Source organism: Enterobacter cloacae complex sp. 2024EL-00711, assembly GCF_047529885.1.
GTDB classification, from domain to species: domain Bacteria; phylum Pseudomonadota; class Gammaproteobacteria; order Enterobacterales; family Enterobacteriaceae; genus Enterobacter; species Enterobacter ludwigii.
The window spans coordinates 327,059-351,822 of sequence record NZ_JBLIZC010000003.1 but is presented as its reverse complement, the minus strand read 5'-3'; the positions used below and the strand labels follow the sequence as shown (position 1 = coordinate 351,822).

At 56.1% G+C, this 24,764-nt stretch carries 18 protein-coding genes; 12 read left to right on the top strand and 6 right to left on the bottom strand.

The genetic code is table 11. The features are described 5' to 3' along the window. Positions 1-111 precede the first annotated feature (111 nt). The 6 genes from araB to rluA all read left to right on the top strand — a co-directional run bounded on the left by araB (position 112) and on the right by rluA (position 10,221). A complete protein-coding gene (araB, locus tag ACMVME_RS11700; protein WP_044867129.1) occupies positions 112-1,821 on the top strand; it encodes a ribulokinase in 1,710 nt (569 codons plus the stop codon). A gap of 10 nt (positions 1,822-1,831) precedes the next feature. Beyond that, the gene (gene araA, locus ACMVME_RS11695) at positions 1,832-3,334 is read left to right on the top strand and encodes an L-arabinose isomerase (RefSeq protein ID WP_014168604.1); all 1,503 of its coding nucleotides are present in this window, start codon (positions 1,832-1,834) and stop codon (positions 3,332-3,334) included. A gap of 52 nt (positions 3,335-3,386) precedes the next feature. After that, positions 3,387-4,082, top strand: coding sequence for an L-ribulose-5-phosphate 4-epimerase (gene araD / locus ACMVME_RS11690; RefSeq protein WP_414743438.1), 696 nt, complete (start codon positions 3,387-3,389; stop codon positions 4,080-4,082). Between the two features lie 74 nt (positions 4,083-4,156). Further along, positions 4,157-6,514, top strand: coding sequence for a DNA polymerase II (polB, locus tag ACMVME_RS11685; protein ID WP_068795215.1), 2,358 nt, complete (start codon positions 4,157-4,159; stop codon positions 6,512-6,514). Positions 6,515-6,642: 128 nt separating this feature from the next. After that, complete coding sequence (gene rapA, locus ACMVME_RS11680) at positions 6,643-9,549, top strand: RNA polymerase-associated protein RapA (protein ID WP_068795216.1); 2,907 nt, start codon at positions 6,643-6,645, stop codon at positions 9,547-9,549. A 12-nt stretch (positions 9,550-9,561) separates the two neighbouring features. Further along, positions 9,562-10,221, top strand: a complete 660-nt coding sequence (rluA, locus tag ACMVME_RS11675) for a bifunctional tRNA pseudouridine(32) synthase/23S rRNA pseudouridine(746) synthase RluA (protein WP_068795217.1) — start codon at positions 9,562-9,564, stop codon at positions 10,219-10,221. 30 nt (positions 10,222-10,251) lie between these two features. Here the strand turns inward: rluA and djlA are convergent, their stop codons facing one another. Continuing rightward, entirely contained in the window at positions 10,252-11,067 is an 816-nt protein-coding gene (djlA, locus tag ACMVME_RS11670; RefSeq protein WP_014168599.1) for a co-chaperone DjlA, read from the bottom strand. Between the two features lie 239 nt (positions 11,068-11,306). Here djlA and lptD point away from each other — a divergent pair, with 239 nt between their 5' ends. Genes lptD through apaH form a run of 6 tightly spaced genes read left to right on the top strand, consistent with a single transcriptional unit; the run spans position 11,307 to position 18,036 of the window. Beyond that, complete coding sequence (gene lptD, locus ACMVME_RS11665; protein WP_049023061.1) at positions 11,307-13,658, top strand: LPS assembly protein LptD; 2,352 nt, start codon at positions 11,307-11,309, stop codon at positions 13,656-13,658. A 53-nt stretch (positions 13,659-13,711) separates the two neighbouring features. After that, positions 13,712-14,998: a peptidylprolyl isomerase SurA gene (surA, locus tag ACMVME_RS11660; protein ID WP_014168597.1), complete on the top strand. Its 1,287-nt coding sequence runs from the start codon at positions 13,712-13,714 to the stop codon at positions 14,996-14,998. Continuing rightward, positions 14,998-15,984 carry a 4-hydroxythreonine-4-phosphate dehydrogenase PdxA gene (gene pdxA, locus ACMVME_RS11655; protein ID WP_047356970.1) on the top strand — a complete coding sequence of 329 codons (987 nt, stop codon included), beginning with the start codon at positions 14,998-15,000 and terminating at the stop codon, positions 15,982-15,984. The genes surA and pdxA overlap by 1 nt, the downstream gene beginning before the upstream one ends. Further along, positions 15,981-16,802 (top strand): 16S rRNA (adenine(1518)-N(6)/adenine(1519)-N(6))-dimethyltransferase RsmA, encoded by an 822-nt coding sequence (gene rsmA / locus ACMVME_RS11650; protein WP_014168595.1) that lies wholly within the window; start codon positions 15,981-15,983, stop codon positions 16,800-16,802. The genes pdxA and rsmA overlap by 4 nt, the downstream gene beginning before the upstream one ends. Before the next feature lie 3 nt (positions 16,803-16,805). Then, complete coding sequence (gene apaG / locus ACMVME_RS11645) at positions 16,806-17,183, top strand: Co2+/Mg2+ efflux protein ApaG (RefSeq protein WP_014168594.1); 378 nt, start codon at positions 16,806-16,808, stop codon at positions 17,181-17,183. A 4-nt stretch (positions 17,184-17,187) separates the two neighbouring features. Continuing rightward, the gene (apaH, locus tag ACMVME_RS11640) at positions 17,188-18,036 is read left to right on the top strand and encodes a bis(5'-nucleosyl)-tetraphosphatase (symmetrical) ApaH (RefSeq protein ID WP_014168593.1); all 849 of its coding nucleotides are present in this window, start codon (positions 17,188-17,190) and stop codon (positions 18,034-18,036) included. A gap of 39 nt (positions 18,037-18,075) precedes the next feature. On the opposite strand, the gene folA is transcribed toward apaH, so the two are convergent. The 5 genes from folA to carB form a co-directional block, all read right to left on the bottom strand. Continuing rightward, complete coding sequence (gene folA, locus ACMVME_RS11635; protein ID WP_008502023.1) at positions 18,076-18,555, bottom strand: type 3 dihydrofolate reductase; 480 nt, start codon at positions 18,553-18,555, stop codon at positions 18,076-18,078. 114 nt (positions 18,556-18,669) lie between these two features. Further along, entirely contained in the window at positions 18,670-20,535 is a 1,866-nt protein-coding gene (kefC, locus tag ACMVME_RS11630; protein WP_020882558.1) for a glutathione-regulated potassium-efflux system protein KefC, read from the bottom strand. Further along, on the bottom strand, positions 20,528-21,058 hold the full coding sequence (gene kefF, locus ACMVME_RS11625) for a glutathione-regulated potassium-efflux system oxidoreductase KefF (protein WP_020882557.1): 531 nt from the start codon (positions 21,056-21,058) through the stop codon (positions 20,528-20,530). Before kefF ends, kefC begins: the two co-directional genes overlap by 8 nt. A gap of 105 nt (positions 21,059-21,163) precedes the next feature. Continuing rightward, a complete protein-coding gene (locus ACMVME_RS11620; protein WP_010427047.1) occupies positions 21,164-21,397 on the bottom strand; it encodes a YgdI/YgdR family lipoprotein in 234 nt (77 codons plus the stop codon). A 138-nt stretch (positions 21,398-21,535) separates the two neighbouring features. Further along, positions 21,536-24,760 (bottom strand): carbamoyl-phosphate synthase large subunit, encoded by a 3,225-nt coding sequence (gene carB, locus ACMVME_RS11615; protein WP_014168589.1) that lies wholly within the window; start codon positions 24,758-24,760, stop codon positions 21,536-21,538. Between the last annotated feature and the right edge of the window lie 4 nt (positions 24,761-24,764).

Below are 24,764 nucleotides of genomic sequence, written 5' to 3'. Positions count from 1 at the left end.
ACTTTCTATTGCAACAGCAATTTAGTCCATAAGATTAGCGGATCCTGCCTGACGATTTTCGCCTCCAGTCTCTAATGTTCTCTCATACCTGTTTTTTGATGGAGCAACACCATGGCAATTGCGATTGGCCTCGATTTTGGCAGCGACTCGGTTCGCGCTCTGGCAGTGGACTGTACAAGCGGCCAGGAAATAGCAACCAGCGTTGAGTGGTACCCGCGCTGGCAAGAGGGGCGCTACTGCGATGCGCCAAATAACCAGTTCCGTCACCATCCACGTGACTACATTGAGTCGATGGAAGCGGCAATCAAAACCGTACTGACTGAACTGACCGACGCCCAGCGGGCAGAAATCGTCGGGATTGGCGTCGACAGTACCGGCTCAACGCCTGCCCCTGTGGATGCCGAAGGCCATGTCCTGGCGCTGCGTCCGGAGTTTGCAGATAACCCGAACGCCATGTTCGTGCTGTGGAAAGATCACACCGCCGTTGAAGAGGCCGAGGCCATTACCCGCTTGTGTCACCAGCCCGGTAAAACGGACTACTCGCGCTACATCGGCGGTATTTACTCCAGTGAATGGTTCTGGGCCAAGATCCTCCACGTAACCCGCGCGGACGCATCCGTTGCGCAGGCCGCGGTATCGTGGATTGAACTGTGCGACTGGGTACCAGCCCTGCTCTCCGGTACCACGCGTCCGCAGGATATCCGCCGCGGCCGCTGCAGCGCCGGACACAAATCCCTGTGGCATGAAAGCTGGGGTGGCCTGCCACCGGCGGCGTTCTTCGATGAACTCGATCCCGTCATCAACAAGAGTCTGCAATACCCGCTGTTCACCGACACCTTCACCGCCGATATTCCGGTGGGTACGCTTTGTGAAGAGTGGGCGACGCGCCTGGGTCTGCCGCAAAACGTGGCCATCTCCGGCGGGGCGTTTGACTGCCACATGGGCGCGGTGGGCGCTGGTGCCCAGCCAAACACGCTGGTGAAGGTTATCGGCACCTCCACCTGCGACATTCTCACCGCGGATAAAGCCAGCGTAGGCGATCGGGCGGTAAAAGGCATCTGCGGCCAGGTTGACGGTAGCGTCGTACCGGAGTTTATCGGTCTGGAAGCGGGTCAGTCCGCCTTTGGCGATATCTACGCCTGGTTTGGCCGCGTGCTGGGCTGGCCGCTGGATCAGCTGGCGGCGGCGCATCCTGAGCTGAAGACCCAGATTGCCGAAAGTAAAAAGCAGCTTTTGCCGCAGCTCACCGCCGCGTGGGCAAAGAATCCTTCTCTCGATCACCTGCCGGTGGTGCTCGACTGGTTCAACGGTCGCCGTACGCCATTTGCCAACCAGCGCCTGAAAGGGGTGATCACCGATCTTAACCTCGCCACCGACGCGCCAGCGCTGTTTGGCGGCCTGATTGCCGCAACTGCCTTTGGGGCGCGCGCCATTATGGAGTGCTTCACCGAGCAGGGCATCGACGTCAACAACGTGATGGCACTGGGCGGCATCGCCCGTAAAAACCCGGTAATCATGCAGGCCTGTTGTGACGTGCTGAACCGTCCACTGCAGATTGTCGCCTCCGATCAGTGCTGCGCCCTCGGTGCAGCGATCTTCGCGGCCGTTGCGGCAGGCGTTCATGCCGATATCCCGACCGCGCAGCAGCACATGGCGAGCGCTGTCGAAAATACCCTCCAGCCGCGTGCTCAGCAGGCGCAGCGTTTTGAACAGCTTTATCAGCGCTATCAGCAATGGGCAAAAAGCGCCGAACTTCACTATCTCCCTGTCGCCGCCCCGGCCAAACACACCGCGGACACTACGGCAACCCTGACACATTAAGGACACAATAATGACCATTTTTAATAATTATGAAGTGTGGTTTGTCATTGGCAGCCAACATCTGTACGGGCCGGAAGCGCTGCAACAGGTGACGAAACATGCTGAGCACGTGGTCAACGCGCTCAATGCAGAGGCTAAACTGCCGTGCAAACTGGTGCTCAAACCGCTCGGCACGACCCCGGATGAGATCACGAACATCTGCCGCGACGCGAACTACGACGATAAATGCGCCGGCATGGTAGTGTGGCTGCACACCTTCTCACCGGCCAAAATGTGGATCAACGGTCTGGCCATCCTCAATAAACCACTGATGCAGTTCCATACCCAGTTCAACGCGTCCCTGCCGTGGGACAGCATTGATATGGACTTTATGAACCTGAACCAGACCGCGCACGGCGGCCGCGAGTTCGGCTTTATCGGCGCACGTATGCGCCAGCAACATGCGGTCGTCACCGGCCACTGGCAGGATCAGCATGCGCAAAAACGTATCGGCTCCTGGATGCGCCAGGCGGTGTCCCGACAAGATACTCGCCACCTGAAAGTGGTGCGTTTCGGCGACAACATGCGTGAAGTGGCGGTCACCGACGGCGATAAAGTTGCCGCACAAATTAAATTTGGTTTCTCGGTGAATACCTGGGCCGTGGGCGACCTGGTGCAGGTGGTGAATGAAATCAGCGATGGCGACGTAAGCGCGCTGGTCGACGAATACGAAAGCAGCTACCGTCTGACCCCTGCGGCACAAATTCACGGTGACAAACGCCAGAACGTGCTGGATGCAGCACGTATCGAACTGGGCATGAAACGCTTCCTGGAACAGGGTGGCTTCCATGCTTTTACCACCACCTTTGAAGACCTCCACGGTCTGAAACAACTGCCCGGCCTGGCGGTACAACGTCTGATGCAGCAGGGCTACGGCTTTGCCGGCGAAGGCGACTGGAAAACTGCCGCTCTGCTTCGCATTATGAAAGTGATGTCAACCGGTCTGCAGGGCGGCACCTCCTTTATGGAGGACTACACCTACCACTTCGAAAACGGCAACGACCTGGTACTGGGCTCGCATATGCTGGAAGTGTGTCCTTCCATTGCCGTTGAAGAGAAACCGATCCTCGACGTGCAGTACCTTGGCATTGGCGGAAAAGCCGACCCGGCACGTCTGATCTTCAACACCCGTACCGGTCCTGCCATCAACGCCAGCCTGATTGACCTGGGCGACCGTTTCCGCCTGCTGGTGAACTGTGTGGATGCGGTTGAAACCCCGCATTCTCTGCCAAAACTGCCGGTCGCCAACGCCCTGTGGAAAGCGCAGCCTGACCTGCCAACCGCCTCGGAAGCCTGGATCCTGGCCGGTGGCGCGCACCACACCGTCTTCAGCCATGCGCTGGATCTGAACGACATGCGTCAGTTCGCCGAACTGCACGATATCGAACTGACCGTTATTGATAACGATACCCGCCTGCCCGCGTTCAAAGACGCGCTGCGCTGGAACGAAGTCTATTACGGTTCAAAACGTTAACAGGGGAACCTTTGGCCTGCCGCAGGGCGGGCCTCTTTTCCTGGAGGATTGCATGTTAGAAGATCTCAAACGTCAGGTACTTGAAGCCAACCTGGCGCTGCCCAAACACAATCTGGTGACGCTGACCTGGGGCAACGTCAGCGCCGTTGACCGCGAGCACGGTGTCTTCGTGATAAAACCGTCAGGGGTGGATTACACGGTAATGACCGCGGAAGATATGGTTGTCGTCAGCATCGCCACGGGCGAAGTGGTGGAAGGAAAGAAAAAACCCTCCTCGGACACGCCAACGCATCGCCTGCTCTACCAGGCCTTCCCGACCATTGGCGGTATTGTGCACTCCCATTCGCGTCATGCGACCATCTGGGCGCAGGCCGGCCAGTCCATTCCAGCGACCGGAACCACGCACGCAGACTACTTTTACGGCACCATTCCCTGCACCCGTTTGATGACTGATGAAGAGATCAACGGCGAGTATGAGTGGGAAACCGGCAACGTTATCGTCGAAACGTTTGAAAAACAGGGTATCGACGCTGCGCAAATGCCCGGCGTGCTGGTGCACTCCCATGGACCTTTTGCCTGGGGTAAAAACGCCGAAGATGCGGTACATAACGCGATTGTGCTGGAAGAGGTCGCGTATATGGGCATCTTCTGCCGCCAGCTGGCACCGCAGCTTCCGGATATGCAGCCAACCCTGCTGGATAAACACTACCTGCGTAAACATGGCGCAAAAGCCTATTACGGGCAGTAAACTGTATATATACCCAGCATAAAATATTCAACCAGGCTATAATCAAGCCTGGTTTTGTTTTATGGGATAGCGGCGTGGCGCAGGCGCAAGAAGGTTTTTTACTTACCCGACACTGGCGGGATACTCCTCAGGGCACCGAGGTGGCATTCTGGCTGGCGACGGACAACGGCCCGCTGCACGTGACCCTGCCGCCGCAGGAGTCCGTGGCTTTTATCCCGAACGATCATGTTGAGAAAGTAAAGCAACTGCTGCGCGGTGAAAATGGCTGGCGCCTGACGCCGCTTGAACTGAAAGATTTCCACCGTCAGCCCGTACATGGCCTTTACTGCCGCGCCCATCGCCAGCTGATGCGTTATGAAAAACTGCTGCGCGACGCTGGCGTGACGCTGTACGAAGCCGATATCCGCCCGCCAGAACGTTTTCTGATGGAGCGGTTTATTACTGCCCCCGTCTGGGTCGACGGCACCGCGCAAAACGGCAGCCTTATTAACGCCCGTCTCAAACCCAACCCCACCTACCGGCCGCCGTTGAAATGGGTCTCGCTGGATATCGAAACCACTCGCCACGGTGAGCTGTACTGTATCGGCCTTGAAGGCTGCGGGGATCGGGTTGTTTATATGCTTGGCCCCCCGAATGGCAACGCGTCCGCGCTGGATTTCCGGCTGGAGTATGTCAACAGCCGGCCACAGCTTCTGGAAAAGCTAAACCAGTGGTTTGCCGATCGCGATCCCGATGTGTTGATCGGCTGGAACGTGGTGCAGTTCGATCTGCGCGTGCTGCAAAAACATGCTGAACGTTACCGCATCCCCCTGATGCTGGGGCGCGGAAACAGCGAGCTGGAATGGCGCGAGCACGGTTTTAAAAACGGTGTGTTTTTCGCGCAGGCCAATGGCCGCCTGATTATCGACGGCATTGAGGCGCTCAAATCTGCCTTCTGGAATTTTTCCTCTTACTCTCTGGAAGCAGTGGCGCAGGAGCTGCTCGGCGAAGGGAAATCCATCGACAATCCGTGGGACAGGATGGATGAAATCGACCGGCGCTTTAACGAAGACAAACCGGCGCTCGCCACCTACAACCTGAAAGATTGTGAACTGGTGACGCAGATTTTCCACAAAACGGAGATCATGCCCTTCCTGCTCGAGCGCGCGACGGTGAACGGCCTCGCCGCTGACCGGCACGGTGGCTCCGTGGCCGCCTTTAGCCACCTCTATTTCCCGCGTATGCACCGGGCGGGCTATGTCGCCCCCAACCTCGGTGACGTGCCGCCGCAGGCAAGCCCGGGGGGTTACGTGATGGATTCCCGGCCCGGGTTGTATGACTCCGTGCTGGTGCTGGACTACAAAAGCCTCTATCCGTCCATTATTCGCACCTTCCTGATCGATCCCGTCGGGCTGGTGGAAGGGATGGCGCAGCCTGACGATTTGCACAGCACAGAAGGTTTTCTCGGGGCCCGCTTCTCACGGGAAAAGCACTGTCTGCCGGAAATCGTGGGAAACATCTGGCACGGTCGCGACGAGGCTAAGCGTCATGGCAACAAGCCCCTTTCTCAGGCGCTGAAAATTATCATGAACGCGTTTTACGGGGTTCTGGGGACCAGCGCCTGCCGCTTCTTCGACCCACGACTGGCGTCATCTATCACCATGCGCGGGCACGACATCATGCGCCAGACCAAAGCGTTGATTGAATCCCAGGGTTATGACGTTATTTATGGCGATACGGATTCCACCTTTGTCTGGCTTAAGGGCGCGCATTCAGAAGAGGATGCCGCGCGAATCGGCAAATCACTGGTGACTTTTGTGAACGCCTGGTGGCAGGAAAGTTTGCAAAAAGAGCGGTTAAGCAGCGCGTTAGAACTGGAGTTTGAAACCCATTTCAGCCGCTTTTTAATGCCCACCATTCGCGGTACCGACCAGGGCAGTAAGAAGCGCTACGCCGGTCTTATTCAGGAAGGTGACAAGCAGCGAATGGTCTTTAAAGGGCTGGAAACCGTACGCACCGACTGGACGCCGCTGGCACAGCAGTTTCAGCAAACGCTTTATCTGCGTATCTTTCGCAACGAGCCTTATCAGGACTACGTGCGTGAAACAATTGCCAGTCTGATGGCCGGTGAACTCGACGCCCAGCTGGTGTACCGCAAGCGCCTGCGCCGCCCGCTGGCGGAATACCAGCGCAACGTTCCGCCGCACGTCCGCGCCGCGCGTCTGGCGGATGAGGAGAACGTGCGCCGGGGGCGTGCCCCGCAGTATCAGAACCGGGGTACTATCAAATACCTCTGGACCACCAGCGGCCCGGAACCCGTGGATTACCAGCATTCGCCTCTGGATTACGAGCACTATCTTACGCGTCAGCTTCAGCCGGTCGCGGACGGAATTTTGCCCTTCATCGACGACGACTTTGCTACACTAGTGACAGGGCAACTTGGCCTATTTTGACACGTGACGAAATGGCTGCCATCCAGTACCATAGCGCCCTTTCCATTCCCGGACCCATTTTTCAATGACTGTCTTTTTTGACGGTGGTTGAACTATTGCCTGCAATTTACGATTAGAGCCGAACAAATATGCCTTTTACACTTGGTCAACGCTGGATCAGCGATACAGAAAGCGAACTTGGATTAGGAACCGTGGTTGCCGTGGATGCACGAATGGTTACCCTCCTTTTCCCTGCTACCGGTGAAAACCGCCTGTACGCCCGCAATGATTCCCCTGTGACCCGCGTGATGTTCAACCCGGGTGACACCGTGACCAGCCACGACGGCTGGCAGCTAAAGGTCGAAGACGTAAAAGAAGAGAATGGACTGCTCGCCTACATCGGGACTCGCCTGGACACCGACGAGGCCAATGTCATCCTGCGTGAGGTGCTGCTCGACAGCAAACTGGTATTCAGTAAGCCGCAGGATCGCCTGTTTGCCGGGCAAATCGACCGTATGGATCGCTTCTCCCTGCGCTATCGCGCACGCAAGTTCCAGAGTGAACAGTACCGTATGCCGTGGAGCGGCCTGCGCGGTCAGCGTACCAGCCTTATCCCCCACCAGCTGAACATCGCCCATGACGTGGGCCGCCGTCACGCACCTCGCGTACTGCTGGCAGATGAAGTGGGCCTGGGGAAAACCATTGAAGCGGGCATGATCCTGCATCAACAGCTGCTTTCCGGCGCAGCCGAGCGCGTGCTGATTGTGGTACCCGAAACCCTGCAGCATCAATGGCTAGTCGAGATGCTGCGCCGCTTTAACCTGCGTTTCGCTCTGTTTGATGACGAGCGCTATGCAGAAGCCCAGCACGATGCGGACAACCCGTTTGAAACGGAACAGCTGGTGATCTGCTCTCTGGATTTCGTACGCCGCAGCAAGCAGCGTCTTGAGCATCTGTGCGACGCCGAATGGGACCTGATGGTGGTCGATGAAGCGCACCATCTGGTCTGGAGCGAAGACGCACCAAGCCGGGAATACATGGCTATCGAACAGCTTGCCGAGCGCGTGCCAGGCGTCCTGCTGCTGACCGCAACGCCGGAGCAGTTAGGTCTGGAGAGCCACTTCGCCCGTTTGCGCCTGCTCGATCCAAACCGCTTCCATGACTTTGAGCAGTTCGTTGAAGAGCAGAATAACTACCGTCCGGTCGCCGATGCCGTTGCCCTGCTGCTGGCGGGTAAACATCTCTCGAATGACGAGCTCAACACCCTGAGCGATCTGATTGGCGAGCAGGATATTGAGCCTCTGCTGCAGGCGGCCAACAGCGACAGTGACAACGCGGATTCCGCGCGTAAAGAACTGATCGATATGCTGATGGATCGCCACGGCACCAGCCGCGTCCTGTTCCGTAACACCCGTAACGGGGTGAAAGGTTTCCCGAAACGCGAACTGCATACCATCAAATTGCCACTGCCGACGCAGTACCAGACGGCCATTAAAGTTTCCGGCATTATGGGCGCGCGCAAAACTGCTGAAGAGCGTGCACGCGACATGCTCTACCCGGAACAGATTTACCAGGAATTTGAAGGCGATACCGGCACCTGGTGGAACTTCGACCCGCGTGTTGAGTGGCTGATGGGCTATTTGACCGCGCACCGTTCTCAGAAAGTGCTGGTGATCTGCGCCAAAGCAGCCACCGCGCTGCAGCTGGAGCAGGTCCTGCGCGAACGCGAAGGTATTCGCGCCGCCGTGTTCCACGAAGGGATGTCCATCGTCGAGCGTGACCGTGCCGCGGCATGGTTTGCAGAAGAGGACAGCGGTGCCCAGGTTCTGCTGTGCTCTGAAATCGGGTCTGAAGGCCGTAACTTCCAGTTTGCCAGCAACCTGGTGATGTTCGATTTGCCGTTCAACCCGGATCTGCTGGAACAGCGTATCGGCCGTCTGGATCGTATTGGCCAGGCGCATGATATTCAGATCCACGTTCCTTATCTGGAAAAAACCGCCCAGTCCGTACTGGTGCGTTGGTTCCACGAAGGTCTGGATGCGTTTGAGCATACCTGTCCGACCGGCCGCCCGATTTACGATCAGGTGCACGCCGATCTGATCGGCTATCTGGCCGCGCCAGAGAACACCGACGGGTTTGATGAACTGCTCAAAGCCTGCCGTGATAAGCATGAAGCGCTGAAATCTCAGCTGGAACAGGGCCGTGACCGCCTGCTGGAGATCCACTCCAACGGCGGTGAAAAAGCCCAGGCGCTCGCTGAAAGCATTGAAGAGCAGGATGATGACACCAGCCTGATCAGCTTCTCCATGAACCTGTTCGACATCGTTGGCATAAATCAGGACGATCGTGGCGAGAATTTGATTGTCCTGACCCCGTCCGACCATATGCTGGTCCCGGATTTCCCTGGCCTGCCGGAAGATGGATGCACCATCACCTTTGAACGTGATGTGGCGCTGTCGCGCGAAGATGCGCAGTTCATCACCTGGGAGCACCCGCTGATCCGCAACGGTCTGGATTTGATCCTCTCAGGCGATACCGGCAGCAGCACCATCTCGTTGTTGAAAAACAAAGCGCTGCCAGTGGGTACCCTGCTGTTGGAACTGATTTACGTTGTCGAAGCGCAGGCGCCGAAACAGCTGCAGCTCAACCGCTTCCTGCCGTCAACGCCTGTGCGTCTGCTGCTGGACAAAAACGGCACGAACCTCGCCGCTCAGGTTGAATTTGAGAGCTTTAACCGCCAGCTGAGCGCGGTGAACCGCCATACCGGCAGTAAGCTGGTCAACGCGGTACAGCAGGATGTACACGCTATTCTGCAGCTGGGTGAAACGCAGATCGAAAAAGCGGCCCGGGCGCTGATTGATGCCGCACGTCAAGAAGCCGACGACAAACTGTCCGCGGAACTCTCCCGTCTGGAAGCGTTGAAAGCGGTAAACCCAAACATCCGCGATGACGAGCTGGCAGCGATCGAGAGCAACCGTCAGCAGGTGCTGGAAAGCCTTAATCAGGCAGGCTGGCGTCTGGATGCCCTGCGTCTTATCGTTGTGACGCATCAGTAAACGGAGCGCAAGATGGTGATGGAGCCTTACAATCCACCTCAGGATCCCTGGCTGGTGGTGCTTTATCAGGATGAGCACATTATGGTGGTCAACAAGCCCAGCGGCTTGTTGTCCGTGCCAGGGCGTCTGGATGAGCACAAAGACAGTGTGATGACGCGTATTCTGCGTGATTATCCTCAGGCGGAGTCTGTCCATCGTCTGGACATGGCCACCAGCGGTGTGATTGTAGTGGCGCTGAATAAAGCGGCGGAACGCGAGCTGAAACGCCAGTTCCGCGATCGCGAGCCGAAAAAGCAGTATGTCGCACGTGTCTGGGGGCATCCTCAGCCGGCGGAAGGGCTGGTGGATTTACCGCTGATCTGCGACTGGCCGAACCGACCAAAACAAAAGGTCTGTTACGAAACCGGCAAAGCAGCACAAACCGAGTATGAAGTGCTGGAGTACGCGCCAGATAACACTGCGCGCGTGCTGCTTAAACCGATTACCGGGCGCTCGCACCAGCTGCGTGTCCATATGCTTGCGCTGGGGCACCCGATTCTGGGGGACAGATTTTACGCGCCGCCCGATGCACTGGCGCTGGCGCCACGCCTGCAGCTGCATGCGCAGACGCTCACCATCACCCATCCGGTTTTTGGCAATGCAATGACGTTTAAAGCCCCAGTCGACTTCTGAAAAAAAGGCCCGACAGTGTCGGGCCTATTTTTATTTGAAACTTTTCTTCTCTTTAATCAACTCGTACGCTTTCTGAATTTCCTGCGCTTTTTGCTTCGCCATCTCCATCATCTCCGGCGGTAAGCCTTTCGCGACCAGTTTGTCCGGGTGGTGCTCACTCATCAGCTTACGATAGGCACGCTTGATGGTGGTCACATCGTCCGATGGCTTCACCCCCAGCACGTTACAGGCATCCTCCAGCGTCGGACCCCGCTGCGCCTGCTGCCAGGCACCGCCAGAGGACTGCTGGTGATAGCCGCCGCCAAACTGCGCACCGCCCTGCATCATGCGCAGGAACTGGTCGAACTGCATACGGGAGATGCCCAGTTCTTCCGCAATAACGTATAAAACATCGCGTTCATTAGGATGAAGTGAACCATCGGCAAACGCCGCCTGGATTTGGATCTCCAGAAACATCCGAATTAAATCAAAACGGCCGAAGCAGATGCTGCGGAACTGACGCATTTTATCGCGCAGCGGATAATTATCCGCTTTGCCGATGCGAAACGCATTTTGTGCCGCGAGACGGGAGTCACCATGCAGATTCATGCGGTCCATAAAGACGCTGGCTATCTGAATATCGGCTTCCGTCACACGCCCTTTTGATTTGGTTAAGTGCCCCATCACCTCAAACGTGGTGGAGAAAAAGAGGGACTGACGCTCACGCTGATTGGCAAACCAGGCCATTTTGCGGCTGCGAGCCTTATCAAACATATGGCCGATAATAAGCCCCAGTACGATCCCCCAGAACCCGGCACCCATGATGATGGCGAACGCAACGCCGATTATTTTACCCCAATACTGCATATACTCCCCGGTTAGTCATGTTCCTGGCCGACGCAACGTCATCATCACAGTGTTCAAGCCACGGTCAATTGAAGGACATCGCCTATAATTTGCTTTATCATACTCGTCATTCGATAGCGAGCCTAACACTCTGGCGCGCAAACGGGCAGGATTAACGCTGGTACTGCGCTGATGAGTAAGATAGTCTCTGAGCGTTTGTAAGCCGTAGCCACTGATGACGGAACAATAAAATACAACGTATGAAAAAACGTATCCCCACCCTCCTGGCCACAATGATTGGCACCGCCCTGTACAGCCAACAGGGACTGGCGGCCGATCTCGCCTCGCAGTGTATGCTTGGCGTCCCAAGTTATAATCGTCCACTGGTAAAGGGCGATACGAATAGCTTGCCGGTAACCATTACTGCCGATAGCTCTAAAGGCACATATCCTGACAATGCGACATTTACTGGCAATGTGGATATTAACCAGGGCAACAGCCGTCTGCAGGCAGATGAAGTGCAATTACACCAGAAGCAGCCGGAAGGTGCGGCCGAGCCGGTACGAACGGTGGATGCGCTGGGTAATGTGCACTATGACGACAATCAGGTCATCCTGAAAGGTCCGAAAGCCTGGTCAAACCTGAATACCAAAGACACTAACGTCTGGGAAGGTGATTACCAGATGGTAGGTCGCCAGGGGCGCGGTGATGCAGACCTGATGAAACAGCGCGGCGAAAACCGCTATACGATTCTCGAAAACGGCTCCTTCACGTCCTGTCTGCCCGGGTCTAATACCTGGAGCGTGGTCGGAAGTGAAGTCATCCATGACCGTGAAGAGCAGGTTGCCGAGATCTGGAACGCCCGCTTCAAGCTCGGTCCGGTACCCGTTTTCTACAGCCCTTACCTGCAGCTTCCTGTGGGTGACAAACGCCGCTCAGGTTTCCTGATCCCGAATGCCAAATACAGCACCACGAACTACTTTGAGTTCTATCTGCCGTATTACTGGAACATCGCGCCCAACATGGACGCCACGATCACGCCGCACTATATCCATAAGCGCGGCAACGTTATGTGGGAAAACGAGTTCCGCTACCTGACGCAGGCGGGTACTGGCCTGATGGAACTGGATTATCTGCCGTCGGATAAAGTCTTCCAGGATGAGCATCCAACAGAAGGTGATAAACATCGCTGGTTGTTCTACTGGAAACATGCCGGGGTGATGGACCAGGTCTGGCGGTTTAACGTCGACTACACCAAAGTCAGCGACCCTTACTATTTCAACGACTTTGACTCCAAATACGGGTCCAGTACCGATGGCTACGCCACGCAGAAATTCAGCGTGGGGTACGCTATTCAGAACTTCGACGCTACGGTCTCTACCAAGCAGTTCCAGGTCTTTAGCAGCCAGAACACAAGTACTTACGGTGCAGAACCGCAGTTGGACGTTAACTGGTACCAGAACGATGTTGGTCCGTTTGACACCCGCGTGTACGCCCAGGCCGTGCACTTCGTTAACACCAACTCGGATATGCCGGAATCCACGCGTGTTCACCTCGAGCCAACCATCAATTTGCCGGTGTCAAATGACTGGTCGAGCCTGAATACCGAGGCCAAACTGATGGCCACCCATTACCAGCAGAAGAATCTCGACTGGTATAACAACCGTTACGGCACCGATCTCGAAGAATCCGTGAACCGCGTCCTGCCGCAGTTCAAAATGGACGGCAAACTGATCTTCGAACGCGATATGGGTCTTCTGGCGGAGGGTTATACCCAGACGCTTGAGCCACGTATGCAGTATCTGTACGTCCCGTATCGCGATCAGAGCAACATTCAGAACTATGACTCCTCATTCCTGCAGTCTGACTACAGCGGTCTGTTCCGCGACCGTACCTACGGTGGCCTCGACCGTATTGCGTCAGCAAACCAGTTAACGACCGGCGTCACAACGCGCGTTTATGATGATGCCGCCGTTGAACGTTTTAACGTTTCTGTTGGTCAAATCTACTATTTCACCGAGTCCCGGACCGGTGATGACGACATTAACTGGGAAAAAGACAACAAAACGGGTTCTCTGGTGTGGGCGGGTGATACTTACTGGCGTATGACCGATCGCTGGGGTTTACGCGGGGGTGTGCAGTACGATACGCGTCTCAACAACGTTGCGACAAGCAGTGCGGCGATTGAATACCGTCGTGATGAAGACCGTATGCTGCAGTTGACCTATCGTTACGCCAGCCCGGAATATATTCAGGCCACGTTGCCAAACTATGCGAATACGGATCAGTACAAAGACGGCATCTCGCAGGTGGGTGGCGCAGCGAGCTGGCCAATCGCCGATCGCTGGTCAATCGTCGGTGCTTACTACTTTGACACCAACACCAGTAAACCTGCTGACCAGATGGTTGGTCTGCAATATAACTCCTGCTGCTACGCGCTACGTGTCGGTTACGAACGTAAGCTTAACGGCTGGGATACCAAGAATGAACAGGGCAAATACGATAACGTGATTGGCTTTAATGTCGAACTGCGCGGCCTGAGCTCCAACTACGGCCTGGGCACGCAGCAGATGCTGCGCTCGAACATTCTGCCGTACCGCAGTTCCTTGTAATGTGCTTAATTTGCAACGTAATCCGCTTTGCGGTTAATTGAAATGGAAAAAGTATGAAGAACTGGAAAACGCTGCTGCTCGGTGTCGCTATGGTTGCGAATACCAGCTTCGCGGCCCCCCAGGTTGTTGATAAGGTCGCCGCTGTGGTTAACAACGGCGTCGTGCTCGAAAGCGACGTTGACGGTTTGATGAAATCTGTGAAGCTCAATTCGGGTGAAGCAGGTCAGCAACTTCCGGATGACGCTACCCTGCGCCATCAGATCCTGGAACGTCTGATCATGGATCAGATTGTCCTGCAAATGGGTCAGAAAATGGGTGTGAAGGTCACTGACGAGCAGCTCGATCAGGCCATTGCTAACATCGCGAAGCAGAACAACATGAGCCTGGACCAGATGCGCAGCCGTCTGGCCTATGATGGCATCAGCTATGCAACGTACCGTAATCAGATCCGTAAAGAGATGCTGATTTCGGAAGTGCGTAACAATGAAGTCCGTCGCCGCGTCACGATCCTGCCTCAGGAAGTGGACGCGCTGGCAAAACAGGTGGGTAACCAGAACGACGCCAGCACCGAACTGAACCTGAGCCACATTCTGATCCCGCTGCCAGAGAACCCAACCTCCGACCAGGCTGCGGAAGCTGAAAGCCAGGCGCGTTCGATTGTCGAGCAGGCACGTAACGGCGGTGACTTTGGCAAACTGGCCATCACCTACTCCGCTGACCAACAGGCGCTGAAAGGCGGCCAGATGGGCTGGGGACGTATCCAGGAGCTGCCTTCCATCTTTGCCCAGGCGCTGAGCACGGCGAAGAAAGGTGACATCGTGGGTCCCATCCGTTCAGGCGTGGGCTTCCACATCCTGAAAGTGAACGATCTGCGCGGTCAGAGTCAGAACATTTCGGTTACCGAAGTTCACGCTCGCCATATTCTCCTCAAGCCGTCACCTATCATGACTGACGATCAGGCGCGCGTGAAACTGCAACAGATTGCTGCAGACATTAAGAGCGGAAAAACCTCGTTTGCGAATGCCGCGAAAGAGTTCTCTCAGGATCCCGGCTCTGCTAATCAGGGCGGCGATCTGGGCTGGGCGGCCGCGGATATCTACGATCCTGCGTTCCGTGACGCACTGATGAAGCTGAACAAAGGCCAGATGAGCGCCCCGGTGCACTCCTCCTTCGGCTGGCATCTGATCGAACTGTTGGATACCCGCAATGTTGATAAAACGGACGCGGCGCAGAAAGACAGAGCCTACCGCATGCTGTTTAACCGTAAGTTCTCTGAAGAAGCAGCAACCTGGATGCAGGAACAACGCGCCAGCGCTTATGTGAAAGTACTGAGCAACTAATGAAACAGCATCGTGTTGTGATCACTCCCGGCGAACCTGCCGGGATTGGGCCTGACCTCGTTGTCCAGCTCGCCCAGCGCAGCTGGCCGGTGGAACTGGTTGTCTGCGCTGATGCAACACTGTTACAAGACCGGGCAACGCTGCTCGGTCTGCCTTTAACGCTCATCCCCTACGTTGAAGGCCAGCAGCCTGCACCACAGCAAGCCGGCACGCTTACGCTTCTTCCTGTTCCACTTCGTACTCCCGTCATCCCGGGTCAGATCAGTACCGAAAACGGCCACTATGTTGTAGAGACGCTGGCGCGTGCCTGCGACGGTTGCCTGAAGGGCGAATTTGCCGCCCTGATCACCGGTCCCGTGCACAAAGGCGTTATCAACGAGGCGGGGATACCGTTTACCGGGCACACGGAGTTCTTTGAAGAGCGCTCGCACAGCCCGAAAGTGGTTATGATGCTGGCGACAGAAGCAATGCGCGTTGCCCTCGTGACGACCCATTTGCCCATCAGGGCCATTCCGGATGCCATTACTCCGTCTCTTTTACGGGAGATCATCGGGATCCTGCATCACGACCTGCAAACCAAATTCGGCATCAAACAGCCGCATGTGCTGGTCTGCGGGCTGAACCCGCACGCCGGTGAAGGCGGACATATGGGTACCGAAGAGATTGACACCATTATTCCGGTGCTTGAAGAAATGCGGGCAAAAGGGATGAACTTAAGCGGGCCGTTGCCTGCCGATACCCTTTTCCAGCCAAAATACCTGGATAATGCGGACGCCGTGCTCGCGATGTACCACGATCAAGGCCTGCCCGTGCTAAAATACCAGGGCTTTGGCCGCGGGGTGAATATCACCCTCGGTTTACCTTTTATTCGAACGTCCGTTGACCACGGTACTGCGCTGGATCTGGCAGGCCAGGGGAAAGCGGATGTCGGCAGTTTTATTACGGCGCTTAATCTCGCCATCAAAATGATTGTTAATACTCAATGACTAATCGAGTCCATCAGGGCCACTTAGCCCGAAAACGCTTCGGGCAAAACTTCCTCAACGATCAGTTCGTGATCGACAGTATCGTGTCTGCCATTAATCCGCAGAAAGGTCAGGCTATGGTCGAAATCGGCCCGGGTCTTGCCGCTCTGACTGAACCCGTAGGCGAACGCCTGGACGAACTGACCGTTATCGAACTCGATCGCGATCTCGCCGCACGCCTGCAAACTCATCCGTTCCTGGGGCCAAAGCTGACGATTTATCAGCAGGATGCCATGACCATGAACTTTGGTGAGCTGTCGGAAAAAATGGGCCAACCGCTGCGCGTGTTCGGTAACCTGCCGTACAACATTTCCACACCGCTAATGTTCCACCTGTTTAGCTATACTGATGCCATTGCCGACATGCACTTCATGTTGCAAAAAGAGGTGGTTAACCGTCTGGTTGCAGGGCCGAACAGTAAAGCGTATGGTCGTTTGAGCGTGATGGCGCAATATTTCTGCAACGTGATCCCGGTGCTCGAAGTACCGCCAACCGCCTTTACGCCGCCACCAAAAGTGGACTCTGCGGTAGTGCGTCTTGTACCGCATAAAATAATGCCGTACCCGGTGAAAGACCTGCGCGTGCTAAGCCGCATTACTACGGAAGCCTTTAACCAGCGCCGTAAAACGATCCGTAACAGCCTGGGCAATCTGTTTACCGTTGAAGTGCTGACTGAGTTGGGTATTGACCCGGCAATGCGTGCAGAAAATATTTCCGTAGAACAGTACTGCAAGCTGGCTAATTACATCAGCGAAAATGCGCCGCCGAAGGAGAGTTAAGCCATGATTGATTCGCCCCGCGTATGTGTCCATGTACAAAGCGTTTATGTTGAATCCCAGTCCTCACCGGATGAAGAACGTTTTGTCTTCGCTTACACCGTGACCATTCGCAATCTGGGGCGGATGCCTGTGCAACTGCTTGGGCGCTACTGGCTTATCACCAATGGCAACGGTCGCGAAATCGAAGTTCAGGGTGAAGGTGTGGTTGGTGAACAGCCCCACATCGACCCTGGCGAAGAGTATCAATATACCAGCGGTGCCGTGATCGAAACGCCGCTGGGCACCATGCAGGGCCATTACGAAATGGTCGACGTCGATGGCAATGTGTTCCGCGTTGCTATTCCTGTGTTCCGTCTCGCCGTTACAACACTCATTCATTAATCTAATGTCTACATATCTGATTGGCGACGTTCACGGTTGCTACGATGAACTGATCGCATTGTTAAAACAGGTCGACTTTACGCCTGGACAAGATACGCTCTGGCTGACGGGCGATTTAGTGGCGCGTGGCCCTGGCTCGCTGGACGTTCTACGCTTCGTCAAATCACTGGGCGACAGCGTGCGCATGGTACTGGGCAACCACGATCTGCATTTGCTGGCCGTCTTTGCCGGGATCAGTCGCAACAAACCCAAAGATCGTCTCTCGCCTTTGCTGGATGCCCCGGACGCGGATGTTCTCATCAACTGGCTACGCCGCCAGCCGCTGCTGCAGATCGATGAAGAGAAAAAACTGGTCATGGCGCATGCCGGGATCACCCCTCAGTGGGATCTTGAGACGGCGAAAACCTGTGCGCGTGACGTTGAAGCGGTGCTGGCAAGCGACTCGTATCCTTTCTTCCTCGACGCGATGTACGGCGATATGCCGAATCACTGGAGCGAAGATCTTAGCGGTCTGGCCCGCCTGCGCTTTATTACGAACGCTTTCACCCGCATGCGTTTTTGCTTCCCGAACGGGCAGCTAGATATGTATTGCAAAGAGACACCGGAAAGCGCCCCTGCGCCTCTTAAACCGTGGTTTGCCATTCCCGGTCCGGTGACCAACGCCTATAACGTGGTGTTTGGCCACTGGGCGTCGCTTGAAGGAAAAGGCACACCGGAGGGGATCTACGGTCTCGATACCGGCTGCTGCTGGGGTGGAGAGTTAACCTGCTTGCGCTGGGAAGATAAAACGTACTTTGTTCAGCCATCCAACCGACAGCTGGACTTAGGGGAAGACGAGGCCGTTGCTTCCTGATGAGGATTTCCCTCCCCCGGACGGGAGAGGGACATTCACTTAGCGACGTTCCAGAATTTCGAAGCAGTAGCTGTGGGAGTTCTGCGCATCCGCGTCGTGGAATTCACTGAAGACAGATTCCCACTCATCAGGATCGTAGTCCGGGAAATGCGTATCCCCTTCCACTTCCGCATCAATGTGGGTCAGATACAGCTTCTGTGCTTTAGGCAGGAACTGTTCGTACACACGCCCACCGCCAATCACCATGATCTCTTCGGCATTACCGCATGCGGCAATGGCCTCGTCTACGGACTTCACCCATTCGACGCGATCGTCAGTGCCAGGCTGGCTACTGATAACGATATTTTTACGGCCCGGTAATGGACGACCAATCGACTCCCAGGTCAGGCGGCCCATCACTACCGGCTTGTTTAACGTAGTACGTTTAAACCATGCGAGATCGGCAGGCAGGTTCCACGGCATGGCATTTTCCATACCGATAACACGGTCCACCGCCAGCGCTGCAATCAGACTGATCATTGAAAATTTCCCGGATGCAAAAAATTGCCGCCACTATACGGAAAGCTTAATCTTTCGTCGACTGGCGGCTGAGTAAAGATAGAGAAATTTTTTAATATTGCTGGCAACTCCACTTCACGCGGAAGGTTTACTCTCCGGTTCGTCCGCCGGATCGCCAGTATGCTTGCCCTCTTCCGTGCCCTGCCAGCCGTGACGCTGGATAAGCGAAAGGTGATTGCGGTCCTCGTTAATGATTTCCGTCAGCATCGCGCTGGTGCGTTTAAACACCGCTGCACGCTCGGTGGCTGTGCTGCCCGCCATCGCCACCATCTCTTCCACCATCTCGGTGTTAAAGCGGCGGAACAGGTCCGCACGTTCACGGGCTTCATAGGCCCCTAGCCCCAGATTTTCCAGCGCCATCCGGCCAGACTTGAGCGCACCTTCGAACGTTTCACGCTCTGGCGCCTCCACCCCTGCCTGACGCAGCCGGATGTAGTGATCCACATCGCGGGCGCGAGAGATAATGGTCAGCTCGGGGAAGTGTTCCTTGACCAGCTCCACCATCTGCATGCTGGTCTCCGGATCGTCGATTGCGTTAATCAACACTTCGGCTTTCGCCGCCCCGGCGGACTCCAGAAGATCGACACGCGTTGCATCCCCGTAAAACACTTTCATGTCGAATTTCCGCAGGGTCTCAACATGGTCGGGATCGTGGTCGAGGATCACCATTTTGACCCCGCTCGACAACAGCAAACGGCCCACGATCTGCCCGAAGCGACCAAACCCGGCGATGATCACCCGTGGCTGCTCCTCGTCGATCTCGTCGGCTTCGCGTTCTTGCTCGCTCCCCGTTTTTTCCAGACGCGCCAGCACCACCAGCAGAACAGGCGTTGCGGCCATCGACAGTGCGACGGCAAGCGTCAGCGCTTTCGCCCACTCAGCATCCAGTACGTTGGCCATCTGCGCCGCGCCAAAGACCACGAATGCAAACTCACTCCCCTGCCCCAGCAGTACGGCAAACCAACGACGCTGCTTGTTGGGCACCGTTAATGGACGCGCTATCAGCCACAGCATGCCCATCTTAATGACCAGGAAACCGACCAGCAGGATGAGGATCCGCAGCGGATGCGTTACCAGCGTGCCAAAGTCGATAGACATCCCAACGCCGATGAAAAACAGCCCCAGCAATAATCCCTTAAACGGCTCGATATCACTTTCCAGCGCATGGCGATATTCAGAGCTGGCCAGCAGCACCCCTGCCAGGAACGCCCCCATAGCCATCGATAGGCCGGCTTCCTCGAGCAGCAAACCAAAGCCAAACACCAGGAACAGCGCAACGGCACTGAAAACTTCACGCAGGCCGGAGCGAGCGACAAAGCGCAGCAGTGGTCGGGTCACGTAGCGGCCAAGCAGAATAACCAGCGCCAGGGCACCAACCACTTTCAGCGCAGAAAGCGCAAAAGCCCCCATGGTCGTTGAAGCACCGCTTGCGGCCAGCAGCGGGATCATCGCCACCAGCGGGATGGCGGCAATATCCTGGAACAGCAGCACCGAAAACGCGCTGCGCCCCATCTGAGAGACCGTCAGGTTACGCTCGTTCATTGCCTGCATGGCAATGGCCGTTGAGGAGAGTGCCAGCGTCAGGCCGATGAGTGTCGCAACTTTCCAGTCCATGCCCAGCAGGATACAGAACCCACCCAGCAGCAGACCACAGGCCACCATCTGCAACGCTCCCCCACCAAATACCGAAGCGCGCAGTTTCCATAACCGCCGGGGATCCAGCTCCAGGCCAATTACAAACAGCATCAGCACGACGCCGATCTCAGCAAAATGGAGAATCGCCTCGGCATCGGTCACCAGACGGAAGCCCCACGGTCCAATGACACAGCCGGCAATCAGGTAACCCAGCACCGAACCCAGCCCCAGACGTACCGCCACGGGCACAATCAGCGCAGCCGCGCCGAGGTAAATCAGCGCCTGTATCAGCGTATGGCTATCCATTGTTCGCCTCCTGCCACTCAAGTAACCGTTGTTTATAATGGCGTGCCTGCGCCTGCAACGTCTCATCATCGCAAACGAACGTACAGTGCATCGCAAAAGGAGGGAGCCAGTTCAGCCCACAATAGAGCGCCGTCGCCTGCAGCGGCTGTGACAGCACCTCAAAGCCCGGGAAAGCACCAATATCGAAGTGGCTTTCTCCCCCGCCGGTGGTCACGGCCCACATCAGGCTTTTGCCTTTAAGCGCGTGACCGTTGTGGCCATACGCCCAGCCGTGGGAAAAGACTTTATCGATCCACAGTTTGAGGAGCGGAGGGGTGCTGTACCATTGCATCGGATGCTGCCAGATAATTAAATCGGCACGAGAGAGCGCCTCCTGTTCGGCGGCGATATCGATATTAAAATCGGGATAAAGTTGATAGAGGGAACGTATCTCTACGTTATCAAGCGTCCTTACCTGCTCAAGCATCCGTTTATTTGCATGCGAGTGATGCGGATACGGATGTGCGTAAATTATCAGAATCATTAATTAGCCTGTTGTTTTACTGCCTTCTTTTACCAAAAGAGTGTAGTCAGTAATTCAACAGGCTAATAGTGAATATTATTGACGGGCTAACGTCAGAAATCTGAACTAGTTATCCAGTTCGCCCATGGATTTCACCTGGTCACGGTTGATCTGTTCAGTTTGACCCGTTTCGGCGTTTTTATAGGAAACCAGACCGGTGTCATCATCGACCTGCGGCTTACCGTCAGTCACTATCGTACGGCCATCCGTGGTTTTTACTGCCTGATTAGATGAACAGCCCGCAACGGTAAACATGGCGGTGGCAGCCAGAACGGACGCAATCAGTAGTTTATTTTGCATGGTGTTTTCCCCTGCTCTCAGTTGAATTTCGTTATCGACCTAACCATTTTAGGCTAACTGACTGAATGCGGTTGGAAAACCAGAAGGTTCTGAAGGTGGGAATAATACCCGGCAGCGAATACTGCCGGGTATGTTGGCTTACTTGTTAATCTGGGCGTGCATTTCCTGAACGGAAATCACCTTCTCGGTGGCATCAGCGTTAAGTGCCATCGCGGTGGCGAAACCACCGTTCAGGGTGGTGTCGTAATGCACTTTGTACTGCAGCGCGCTGCGGCGAATCAGCTTGGAGTCTTCAATCGCCTGACGACCTGCGGTGGTGTTAATGATGTAGGTGTATTCGCCATTCTTGATGCGATCCTGAATGTGCGGACGACCTTCATGCACCTTGTTCACCAGACGCGGATTAATGCCCGCTTCACCCAGCACAATGGCCGTGCCGTGGGTTGCATCCAGCTCGAAGCCCTGTTTCAGCAGCTTAGCCGCCAGGTCAACCACGCGCTCTTTATCGCCTTCGCGAACAGAGAGCAGCGCACGGCCAGATTTTTTCATGGTGGAGTTACTGCCTAACTGCGCCTTCGCAAACGCTTCTGCGAAGGTGCGGCCCACGCCCATCACTTCCCCGGTAGAACGCATTTCTGGCCCTAACAGCGGGTCGACGCCCGGGAATTTGTTGAACGGCAGTACCACTTCTTTCACCGAGTAGTACGGTGGGATAATTTCTTTCGTCACGCCCTGCTGTGCCAGCGTCTGGCCCGCCATCACGCGCGCCGCCACTTTCGCCAGCGGAACACCGGTAGCTTTAGAGACGAACGGTACGGTACGTGCTGCACGCGGGTTCACTTCAATCAGGTAGACTTCGTTGTCCTTGACAGCGAACTGGACGTTCATCAGACCGCGAACCTGCAGTTCGAAGGCCAGCTTCTGCACCTGCTGGCGCATCACGTCCTGAATTTCCTGGCTCAGGGTGTACGCTGGCAGGGAACATGCGGAGTCACCGGAGTGAACGCCTGCCTGTTCGATGTGCTCCATGATACCGCCAATCAGCACCATTTCGCCGTCACAGATGGCATCCACATCCACTTCAACGGCATCGTCGAGGAAGCGGTCGAGCAGAACCGGCGCATCGTTGGACACGCTCACTGCCGTCTGGAAGTAACGACGCAGATCAGCTTCGTCGTAGACGATTTCCATCGCGCGGCCGCCCAGCACGTACGAAGGACGTACCACCAGCGGGTAGCCAATCTCTTTCGCCTTCTCAACAGCCATCTCGATAGCGGTGACGGTGGCATTGGCCGGCTGTTTCAGCTTCAGACGGTCAACCGCCTGCTGGAAACGTTCACGGTCTTCTGCACGGTCGATTGCATCCGGGCTGGTACCGATTACCGGCACACCAGCGGCTTCCAGCGCGCGCGCCAGTTTCAGTGGGGTCTGGCCACCGTATTGCACGATTACGCCTTTAGGCTTCTCGATACGCACGATTTCCAGCACATCTTCCAGCGTTACCGGCTCAAAGTAGAGGCGGTCGGAGGTATCGTAGTCGGTCGACACGGTTTCCGGGTTACAGTTGACCATGATGGTCTCGTAACCGTCTTCGCGCAGTGCCAGGGAGGCGTGAACGCAGCAGTAGTCAAACTCGATGCCCTGGCCGATACGGTTAGGACCGCCGCCCAGCACCATAATCTTGTCGCGGTCGACGGACGGATTCGCTTCACACTCATCTTCATACGTGGAGTACATGTAAGCGGTGTCGGTCGCGAACTCCGCTGCACAGGTATCCACGCGTTTGTAGACCGGGTGCAGGTCATACTGGTCACGCAGCTTGCGGATTTCCGCTTCACGTACGCCCGCCAGTTTGGCCAGACGCGCATCGGCGAAGCCTTTACGCTTCAGTACGCGCAGGAAGTCAGCATCCAGGCCATTGATACCCAGGTCCGCGACTCTTTCTTCCAGACGTACCAGCTCTTCAATCTGCACCAGGAACCAGCGGTCGATGTTGGTCAGGTTGAACACGCCATCAACAGAGAGGCCCGCACGGAACGCATCGGCGATGTACCAGATACGCTCTGCGCCTGCGTCCTTCAGCTCGCGGCGAATTTTGGTCAGCGCTTCAGGGTCTTCCAGACTCACTTTCGGGTCAAAACCCGTGGCCCCCACTTCCAGGCCACGCAGCGCTTTCTGCAGGGATTCCTGCTGAGTACGCCCAATCGCCATCACTTCGCCAACAGATTTCATCTGCGTGGTCAGACGGTCGTTTGCGCCGGCGAACTTCTCGAAGTTAAAGCGAGGGATCTTGGTCACAACGTAGTCGATGGACGGCTCGAAGGACGCTGGAGTGCGGCCACCGGTGATGTCGTTCATCAGCTCATCGAGGGTATATCCTACCGCCAGTTTCGCGGCCACTTTCGCAATCGGGAAGCCGGTGGCTTTCGAGGCCAGCGCGGAGGAGCGAGAAACACGCGGGTTCATTTCAATAACAATCAGGCGACCGTTTTTCGGGTTCACCGCAAACTGAACGTTAGAGCCACCCGTTTCTACGCCGATTTCACGCAGTACCGCCATCGAGGCGTTACGCATGATTTGATACTCTTTGTCGGTCAGCGTCTGGGCTGGCGCTACGGTGATGGAGTCGCCGGTGTGGATACCCATCGCATCGAAGTTTTCGATGGAGCAGACGATGATGCAGTTGTCGTTTTTATCACGCACCACTTCCATCTCGTACTCTTTCCAGCCAATCAGCGATTCATCAATCAGCAGCTCTTTGGTGGGGGAGAGATCCAGACCGCGTTCACAAATCTCTTCGAACTCTTCGCGGTTGTAGGCGATACCGCCGCCGGTGCCACCCATGGTGAAGGATGGACGGATGATGCACGGATAACCAACGTCAGCCGCCACGGCCAGCGCTTCTTCCATGGTATGTGCGATACCGGAACGCGCGGTGTCGAGGCCGATTTTCTTCATCGCCACGTCGAAGCGACGACGGTCTTCAGCTTTATCAATGGCATCGGCTGTCGCACCAATCATGGTCACGCCGAACTCTTCCAGCACGCCCTGACGCTCCAGCTCCAGCGCGCAGTTCAGCGCCGTCTGGCCGCCCATGGTAGGCAGAACCGCGTCCGGACGCTCTTTTTCGATGATTTTGCGTACCACTTCCCAGTGAATCGGCTCGATGTAGGTTGCATCTGCCATTTCCGGGTCGGTCATGATGGTGGCCGGGTTAGAGTTCACCAGGATAACGCGGTAACCCTCTTCGCGCAGGGCTTTACACGCCTGGGCACCGGAGTAGTCGAATTCGCAGGCCTGGCCGATCACAATCGGGCCAGCGCCAAGGATCAGGATGCTTTTTATGTCTGTACGTTTTGGCATGGTC

Coding starts and splice junctions, on each gene's coding strand:
- araB (WP_044867129.1), top strand. CDS start 112: ATGGCAATTGCGATTGGCCTCGATTTTGGCAGCGACTCGGTTCGCGCT.
- araA (WP_014168604.1), top strand. CDS start 1,832: ATGACCATTTTTAATAATTATGAAGTGTGGTTTGTCATTGGCAGCCAA.
- araD (WP_414743438.1), top strand. CDS start 3,387: ATGTTAGAAGATCTCAAACGTCAGGTACTTGAAGCCAACCTGGCGCTG.
- rapA (WP_068795216.1), top strand. CDS start 6,643: ATGCCTTTTACACTTGGTCAACGCTGGATCAGCGATACAGAAAGCGAA.
- rluA (WP_068795217.1), top strand. CDS start 9,562: ATGGTGATGGAGCCTTACAATCCACCTCAGGATCCCTGGCTGGTGGTG.
- djlA (WP_014168599.1), bottom strand. CDS start 11,067: ATGCAGTATTGGGGTAAAATAATCGGCGTTGCGTTCGCCATCATCATG.
- lptD (WP_049023061.1), top strand. CDS start 11,307: ATGAAAAAACGTATCCCCACCCTCCTGGCCACAATGATTGGCACCGCC.
- surA (WP_014168597.1), top strand. CDS start 13,712: ATGAAGAACTGGAAAACGCTGCTGCTCGGTGTCGCTATGGTTGCGAAT.
- pdxA (WP_047356970.1), top strand. CDS start 14,998: ATGAAACAGCATCGTGTTGTGATCACTCCCGGCGAACCTGCCGGGATT.
- rsmA (WP_014168595.1), top strand. CDS start 15,981: ATGACTAATCGAGTCCATCAGGGCCACTTAGCCCGAAAACGCTTCGGG.
- apaG (WP_014168594.1), top strand. CDS start 16,806: ATGATTGATTCGCCCCGCGTATGTGTCCATGTACAAAGCGTTTATGTT.
- apaH (WP_014168593.1), top strand. CDS start 17,188: ATGTCTACATATCTGATTGGCGACGTTCACGGTTGCTACGATGAACTG.
- folA (WP_008502023.1), bottom strand. CDS start 18,555: ATGATCAGTCTGATTGCAGCGCTGGCGGTGGACCGTGTTATCGGTATG.
- kefC (WP_020882558.1), bottom strand. CDS start 20,535: ATGGATAGCCATACGCTGATACAGGCGCTGATTTACCTCGGCGCGGCT.
- kefF (WP_020882557.1), bottom strand. CDS start 21,058: ATGATTCTGATAATTTACGCACATCCGTATCCGCATCACTCGCATGCA.
- ACMVME_RS11620 (WP_010427047.1), bottom strand. CDS start 21,397: ATGCAAAATAAACTACTGATTGCGTCCGTTCTGGCTGCCACCGCCATG.
- carB (WP_014168589.1), bottom strand. CDS start 24,760: ATGCCAAAACGTACAGACATAAAAAGCATCCTGATCCTTGGCGCTGGC.